This is a genomic window from Gilliamella sp. Occ4-3, assembly GCF_001690675.1.
Classification (GTDB): domain Bacteria; phylum Pseudomonadota; class Gammaproteobacteria; order Enterobacterales; family Orbaceae; genus Gilliamella; species Gilliamella bombi.
Map to the genome: position 1 here is coordinate 1 of NZ_LZHR01000045.1, position 8244 is coordinate 8244.

At 33.7% G+C, this 8244-nt stretch carries 7 protein-coding genes and 1 tRNA gene; 3 read left to right on the forward strand and 5 right to left on the reverse strand.

Annotated elements, in window-relative coordinates; genetic code table 11:
- Window positions 1-168: 168 nt before the first annotated feature.
- A complete protein-coding gene (locus tag A9G44_RS05080) occupies window positions 169-1134 on the reverse strand; it encodes an FAD:protein FMN transferase (RefSeq protein WP_065609530.1) in 966 nt (321 codons plus the stop codon).
- A 29-nt stretch (window positions 1135-1163) separates the two neighbouring features.
- Window positions 1164-3935 (reverse strand): flavocytochrome c, encoded by a 2772-nt coding sequence (locus A9G44_RS05085; protein ID WP_065609532.1) that lies wholly within the window; start codon window positions 3933-3935, stop codon window positions 1164-1166.
- Between the two features lie 520 nt (window positions 3936-4455).
- On the opposite strand from A9G44_RS05085, the gene A9G44_RS05090 reads away from it, so the two are divergent.
- Complete coding sequence (locus A9G44_RS05090) at window positions 4456-5508, forward strand: dihydroorotate oxidase (RefSeq protein ID WP_065609534.1); 1053 nt, start codon at window positions 4456-4458, stop codon at window positions 5506-5508.
- A 176-nt stretch (window positions 5509-5684) separates the two neighbouring features.
- Here the strand turns inward: A9G44_RS05090 and A9G44_RS13980 are convergent, their stop codons facing one another.
- The 3 genes from A9G44_RS13980 to dnaQ all read right to left on the reverse strand — a co-directional run bounded on the left by A9G44_RS13980 (window position 5685) and on the right by dnaQ (window position 6892).
- Window positions 5685-5870 carry a DUF454 family protein gene (locus A9G44_RS13980; RefSeq protein ID WP_080702303.1) on the reverse strand — a complete coding sequence of 62 codons (186 nt, stop codon included), beginning with the start codon at window positions 5868-5870 and terminating at the stop codon, window positions 5685-5687.
- 94 nt (window positions 5871-5964) lie between these two features.
- Window positions 5965-6041: transfer RNA gene (locus A9G44_RS05095), tRNA-Asp, on the reverse strand.
- Between the two features lie 116 nt (window positions 6042-6157).
- Entirely contained in the window at window positions 6158-6892 is a 735-nt protein-coding gene (dnaQ, locus tag A9G44_RS05100) for a DNA polymerase III subunit epsilon (RefSeq protein WP_034910583.1), read from the reverse strand.
- A 178-nt stretch (window positions 6893-7070) separates the two neighbouring features.
- On the opposite strand from dnaQ, the gene rnhA reads away from it, so the two are divergent.
- Both rnhA and A9G44_RS05110 read left to right on the forward strand, forming a co-directional pair.
- Window positions 7071-7544 carry a ribonuclease HI gene (gene rnhA / locus A9G44_RS05105; RefSeq protein WP_034910581.1) on the forward strand — a complete coding sequence of 158 codons (474 nt, stop codon included), beginning with the start codon at window positions 7071-7073 and terminating at the stop codon, window positions 7542-7544.
- A 130-nt stretch (window positions 7545-7674) separates the two neighbouring features.
- A partial coding sequence (locus tag A9G44_RS05110) for an IS30 family transposase (protein WP_065609536.1) occupies window positions 7675-8244 on the forward strand: 570 nt, incomplete at its 3' end.

Consider the following 8244-nt stretch of genomic DNA (forward strand, 5'->3'; position numbering starts at 1 on the left):
AATTGCTCATGTTTGCATAATCAAAAAATTCAATAAAATCAATAATCCACCTGAATGTTTTTAGTGAACATAATTATATATTAAGTCATTTACACAAAAACAGAACTCATAAAAAAACCAATAAAATTATATCATTAACTAAAATTGTGTTTATTGCAAATTGAATAATTAATCTATTTTTATAGTGTATTGAGTATCTGTTTTTTGAAAACTAAAGTTATCAGGATTTATTAATGCTATAGTTTTATTTTTTAGCAAAAATATGGCTGATAAATTTTGATTCTTTCGCAAATACGCCGTACTTTTCTCAATCCCCCATCCATAAAAAACAGTCGAATAAATATCGCCTTCCAATGAAGAATCTGAAATTATTGTCACACTTTCAAGTTCGTTGTCCAACGGATAGCCTGTTTTGGGATTAAATATGTGATGATAAAGTTTATTATTTTGCATAAAAAAGCGTTCATAAATTCCCGATGTCACAACTGATTTATTTTTAACTTTAATAACCCCAGACAGCTCATCACTAGTTGAAAACGGTTTTCTTAATCCTATATTCCAATAGCCACTTTGTTCTGTTAAACACTCACCTAAAGTTAATACATTTCCACCTAAGTTAATAATACCTTGATACACTTGATTTTCGAGTAAAACCAATTTGACGATATCAGCAACATACCCTTTAGCAATTGCACCTAAATCAATTTCCATTCCAGTTTTTTTTAAAAAAACGGAATGTGTGTTTGTATCAAGTTCGACATTTTTAGGATCAATTAACAATAGTTGTTGTTTTATTAATTCAGCAGATGGTACTTGATAACCTTGGAAACCAATCTTCCAAAGCTTAACTAATGGACCAATAGCAAAATTAAAGCAACTATTGAAATAAAGACTGACTTTTTGAGCTTGTTCAATTAGGGAAAAAATAGGTCGACTCACTGTCACTGGGTGTTTACCCGCAGCTAAATTAATTGACATAACTTCTGAAAATAGCCGGTTAACAGTCAATTTATCCTCAAGCATTTTTATAATTTGAAAAACAGTGTGTGCAACGGCTTCATTAGGCTCTAAAAGGGTTAATGAAACCGTTGTTCCCATTAAAGTTTGAGAATATTCATATCTCGAACATACCATATTAAACAAGCTCAGCTAGTTGTAATAATTTAATTTTTAATATAATCAGCAGCCTTTTTACCCGCTTGCCTACCAAAAATAATGATATCTGCAACAGCATTGCCACCAATACGGTTAGCACCATGTACACCGCCAACGACTTCGCCTGCGGCAAAGACTCCTTGGATGATATTTTTATTAGCATCTAGGACTTGTGTTTGGGTGTTGATTGTCACTCCACCCATGGTATGGTGAACGCCCGGTGCGATCTTTATTGCATAGAAAGGACCTTTTTCTATTGGATGACGTATACCTGTTGTTCGACCAAAATCCTCGTCTTGTTTGGTAATAGCAAACTGATTATAACGCTTTACAGTTTTAGTTAATGTATTAGTATCAATTGATAATTTTTGTGCTAATTCTTCTATGGTATTTGCTTGTGATACAAGTTCATTTGAAACATATTCTTCCACTGCTTTGTTTTCATTACGGACTTGCTGATCAAATAGGATATAAGCATAGTGCTCAGGTAATTTTATAATCTCAGCTGAAACTTTATCCCTTGTATCAAGTTCATTAACGAATCGTTGACCATTTTGTGATACAAGTATTGCGCCTCCACCTCGAATCGATTCAGATATTAAATAAGATGTTGTTTGTTCAACCGTTGGGTGGATTTGAATCTCTCCCATATCAACGGTTCCTGCACCAAGTTTTTCCAATAACATAATGCCTGAACCAGTAGCACCTTTGTGATTAGTGGTGACAAAACCTTTAAGATCGGGTCGATATTTTTCAACCATTGTGGTATTGGCACTAAACCCACCAGTTGCAATAATAACTACTTTTGTTTTTATTACGTGATTTGAGCCATCTTCTTCTGAAACTTTAACACCAACCACTTTATTATTTTCTGTCATAATTTCAGTAACTACAGTATCAAGCATAACATCAATACCACGCTTATTGATGTTTTTAACTAGGCCACTAATTAAGAAACCACCTACTGCAGCACCACTTTCAGGACGGTGAGTTCGATCAATACTCATTCCACCAGTTGTTGTAATACCACTTAATTCAATACCATTTTCATCTAACCAATCAATGGCATTTGGTGCATTTTCAACAAAATAATGTAATAAATCAGGGTTATTTTTATTTTTTCCGCCTGTCATCGTTTCGTTGTAAAAGAGTTCTTTACTATCTGTAATACCTTTGAGTTTTTGGAATTTGGTTTCTGCCGCATTCATACCAGCTGAAGCTTTATTGGTATTACCGCCAATTACAGACATTTGTTCAACAATAACCACATTTGCACCAAAATCATGAGCTTGGATCGCAGCAGTAAGCCCTGCACCACCACTACCAACAACCACAACATCAAAAGATTGGTCATTAGGATCACCACCTTCCGCAAGAATCGCTTCTTTGTTAGATTTGGCTATTGCTTTGGTCACAGCTTTTTTGAAGGCTTCGCATTGAGTTGTTGCGCCAGAAATGGTATCAACATGAGGGCTATTTGAATCAATAATTCTATTTTTAATGATCGAAAAATTATCTAGAACGTTACTATCAAACTCTTTAGCATTTACCAATTCCATGTCTTTTATAAAGTCTTTAGCTAATTCCACATTAATAAGGAATTCGTAAGATTCGTCATTAACTTTTTCTTGATAATTTCCCGGTTTGAATTTTTTAATATTAAGATTCACATCACGAATTAAACTTTCAACGAGAGAAAAATGCCATAAAGGTTCTGGGATATTCAGATCTTCACGTTTATCACTATTGATAAATAGCTCTAGTTTTTCACCTTTCTTTATGCGGCTAATCCAATCAGGATAAGCAATGCAAGCTCGACCAACCGCAACTAAGTCATAGCCATTGTCGATGGCACTATCCAAATCACTTTGGTTAACAACATTACCAACACCTACAACAGGAATTTTTGATAAAATTGGTGAACGCGTCGCAACAAATTTTTTAATTAATGGAGTTGGATCTTGAGTATCAACAATCGATGGTCTAAGCGTTGTTCCCATTGAGAAATGGACATAATCAAGCCCTTTTAGGGCCAATTTTTCAAGCAAATACATTGTGTCATCAAAACAAATGCCTGGAATTTCTAATTCTTCTGGAGAAAAACGATAACCAACGATAAACTCTGGGGATGCATATTGCTTTACCATATTATGAGTGATATCTAAGACGGCTAAAGGGAATTGAGTACGATTATCACGACTTCCCCCCCACTTATCATCTCGTTGATTTGAATTTGGTGAATAGAATTGTTGAATAAGATAAGTATTTGCACCATGAATTTCAACACCATCAAATCCAGCTTGGATAGCGCGTCGCACTGCTTGGCCAAATTTTTCGATCATTTCATCGACTTCATCAGCGCTTAGTGCTACTGGTGTTGCTGCACCAGGGCGTGGTGCTGCTATTGCACTTGGCCCCACAGGCGATTGTCCACCAATTAATTTTGGCTCAACCATTCGCCCTCCATGGTAAACTTGAATTACTGCTTTGGAGCCTTTTTCTTTGATTGCCTTCGCAATCTTTGCTAATCCTTCAATTTTGTCATCACTATCTAAACCAATTGCACCAGGAAAAGCTAATCCTTTATTATCAACAAATCCACATTCAACAATAATTGTCCCTATTTCACCAGATCGTACACGATAATATTCAATTAGATCTTGAGTAACTGAACCATCATAAAAACCAGAACAAGTTGTCATTGGGGCCATCATTATACGATTTTTTAGTTCAACGCCATTAGGTAGAGTTATCGGACTAAAAATATGTTCATTTTTCATTTTTATATACCTACTCACTAGTATTTAAGCTTTTTAATTATGATAACATTAACAATAGTTACTCTCCACATGGATTATCTATATTAATAACAACAAGTATCATTTTTTAGACAGAAATTTTTTTAGTGTTATTAAGCAATTATAAAATTATCACGATAAATAGGATAAGATCATGCTTATTTTGGGTATTTTAGAGAGATTATATTGGCGGATCTATGATTTAAAATCTAGAAAAAAATACTATAACCTTTTTATTTAGTTAAATATTTTTATGATTTTTATATTGAACTTTAATTTTATTTAGATAAAATGTGTACAAATTTACACAATAGAGAATAACTTGATGTCTTTAATTCCAATTGGCAGTTCTGAATCTACCCATCTTTCTACTCTCTATTGTTCCTATTTCTTAATCCTCCTTATGGAGGATTTTTTTTGGCTCTAAAACCTTATTCATTTTATTTTTATTACAACTTAATACCCAACTTCACTTTAAGAACATGCATGACCAGGAGATAGTATGGAATCTTTAACACCTTTTTATAATCCTTCTATAAGCTACGAAGATAATTATGCTCAAGGACCATTTGGGCTTTTTACACAATTAGATAAAGCTGAGCAAATCCCAACAAAATCTTCAAAATTTTTAAACCATGACGTTAATTTACCATTTGGTATACCGGCAGGTCCTTTATTGAATGCAAACTACATTAAAGCCGCATTTGCCTATGGATTTGATTTATGCGTATATAAAACAGTTCGAACAAAACTACATAAATGCCATCCATTACCGAATGTATTATCAGTTCATCCTAAAGGTAAATTATCGTGTAATTTAGATACAGTATTAGCTGATACTGCTTACAATCAACCTCTATCAATTACCAACTCTTTTGGGGTTCCTTCTTTTTCACCAGATATTTGGCAACCAGATATGGCTGATGCAGTAAAATCTGCAGGTCATGGACAATATGTAATTGGTAGTTTTCAAGGAACGCAAAGCAATAAAGAAATAGAAAACGATTATGCTTTAGCTGCAAAATTAGTTAGAGAAACCAATGCGCCTATTCTTGAAGCAAATTTAAGTTGCCCAAACGAAGGAACAAGTAAACTACTTTGCTTTGATATAGATAAAGTCGAACGAATTGTTAACGCTATTAAAATAGCTGTTCCTGATCGCCCACTTATTTTAAAACTAGCCTATTTCCCGGATGATGAAAGGATCGTTTCTTTATTGACTCGTGTCGGTTCTATTATCGACGGCTTAAGTACAATTAACACACTGTCCGCTAAACCAGTTGATGCTAAAGGTAATCCTGCCTTAGGTGAAAATAGAAAAGAAGGCGGTGTCTGTGGCAATGCAATTCGTTGGGCTGGTTTAGATATGGTAAGTAGATTAGCTAAATATCGAAAAGAAATGGAGCTAAAATTTGCTATTGTTGGTGTTGGTGGTGTTAGTTCTAGTGAACATTATCGTCAGTTTATTGATAATGGCGCCGATGCGGTGATGAGTGCTACAGGTGCCATGTGGAACCCAATGCTTGCTATAGAAATTAAGAAAAATCTTAAATAAAATTATTTACAGCTAGGCTCACATTTGTTACAGGGTAACTTACCCTGTAATTTTTTACTGCCTATATACCCTACTGCATTCTTAATTTTTCCTAAAATAATAAAATAAAAGGTATTTACAATACAATTAAAACATTGCTAACATTTCAAACAAATTTATTTTTGTTGCTTTCTTTTTTATATATAAGTTTGATAGTAATGATTATCAGTAAAATAGCTATAAAGACGATCTGAGATATTGTTTAAAAAATAGGTCGTTAATAAATAAAAAAGCACTGTTGGTAGAGGTGGCACGAGAATACTAACTGTCCCCAATAAAAATAAAGCACTACCTATAATTATAAAAAGCCATTTTTTAAACATTATTAAATGTGAATTAGAAAGGTTTAAGTATTTAATTCAATACAGGTATGGCGATGTTAATAATATTATAAAAGTGTAATTAGAAAATTTGAATTGGCGGAACGGACGGGGCTCGAACCCGCGACCCCCTGCGTGACAGGCAGGTATTCTAACCAACTGAACTACCGCTCCGCTTTATTTGATAGCTTTAACGTCGAAACGTTAAAGTAGGCGTGATATTAAAGATTATTTTTATTCTCGTCAATAAAATTTTTAAAATATACGATCAATTGAATACAAAACAATCATTAATTTATATTCCACAATGCTCCCCCACTTTTTTTGTCAATTTTTTTTAAAATAATCTCATGTTCAGAAAGTTCATGTCCTGTGGCTCTGATTACTTTCAAAGGCACACCATTACGTTCTACTCTTTTAATTGAATTAGATTCTGATAAAGATGAGTTATTATCTTCAGAACTAAAAGACAATGTCGTTTGCCCACCTGTCATAGCTAAATAAACTTCAGCTAAAATCTCAGCATCTAATAATGCACCATGCAATGTTCGGTGGGAATTATCTATCTGATAACGTTCACATAACACATCTAAATTATTACGTTTACCTGGAAACAAACGCCTTGCCATAGCCAAGGTATCAGTAATAATACAATGATCAGCTGTTTTAAAATCCAGACCACAAAGACGAAATTCATAATCCATAAAACCTACGTCAAATGATGCATTATGGATAATTAACTCGGCACCATCTATAAATTTAATAAAATCGTGAGCAACATTTTTAAAAATAGGTTTATCTTTAACAAAATCATCACTGATTCCATGCACTTTAAATGCATCTTCATCAATTAAGCGTTCGGGGTTTATGTAAACATGAAAATGGTTACCAGTTAAACGTCGATTAACAATTTCAACAGCACCAATTTCAATAATCTTATGTCCTTCATAATGATTATTGCCTTCTTGGTTCATACCTGTCGTTTCAGTATCTAATACAATTAGTCGTGTAGAATTATGGATCACTTTCTTCTCTTTTATATCAATCGTTGGGAAAAACTTTTATTTAATGGTATAGTCTAGCACCAAAATTTCTTAAAGTTGATACATTCAAAAATTAATATAGTCCTTAATTTACTTAAGTCACAGAATTACAGTAAATAAATTAACAAAAAATTTAAAAGTCATAAATGAAATTAAAAAGATGTTAAAAAAAATTGAAATATATACTGATGGCTCTTGCCTAGGTAACCCAGGTCCTGGTGGTTATGCTGCAATTTTAAAATATAAAACAAACGAAAAAATATTATCAGAAGGTTTTTTTAAAACTACGAATAATCGTATGGAATTATTAGCTGCAATTGTTGCTTTAGAGCAATTAAAGCAGCCTTGTCAAATTGAGTTATATTCTGATAGTCAATATTTGCGAAATGGAATCATCAATTGGATACATAGTTGGAAAAAAAATGGTTGGAGGACCGCCAACAAACAACCAGTAAAAAATGTCGACTTATGGAAAAGACTAGATGAATTAGTGCAGATTCATAAGATTGAATGGATTTGGGTAAAAGGGCATGCTGGGCACATTGAAAACGAGCGTTGTGACATTATAGCTAAAAAACAAGCTCAATCCCCTACATTACAAGATACTATATTTGAACAATGCATAAATGTTTAATGTATTAATTAAATATTTTTATTCAATCCTGGATTCAAACATGAAGTGCAATTTTAAACACGGTGGAGTGAAGAAAGTAGAAAGGTGATTTATACTAGCACCTTCGCACCACCACAGTTTGGAGATTGCTATGTATTATAATCACCTTTCTAGGAAGGAAAGATACCAGATTTTCGTATTATTACAAGCCGGAAAGAATAAAAAAGAGATAGCCCAGCTACTTAATAGACATCCTTCGACAATAAGTCGAGAGATAAAAAGAAACTCAAAACCTAATCAAGCCTATCAAGCACATGATGCGGTAACCCTAGCTAGGAAAAGGCGAAAAAACAGCGGTAATGGTAAGCCAATAGAGTCTTCGGTATGGCGCCAAGTTGAAAAATACCTCATGCTTTATTACAGCCCAGAGCAGATTGCTGCACGTTTAAAGAAAGTCAGCGTCCAATCAATCTATAACTATCTTTATCAAAATAAAGCGCGCTATGAACAATTCAAACCTTATCTAAGACGAAAAGGCAAAGCCTATAGGCATTGTAAGGCACCGAGTATTAAAGAAGGAGACCGCCGATATAAACGGTCAATTAAACAACGTCCAAGTTATGTAGAAAGCCGGAAAACGCGAGGACATTGGGAGGGAGATACGATTATTAGCCGTAAAGACAAGCAAGCATTGGTGACATTAGTTGAACGCAAAACAGGG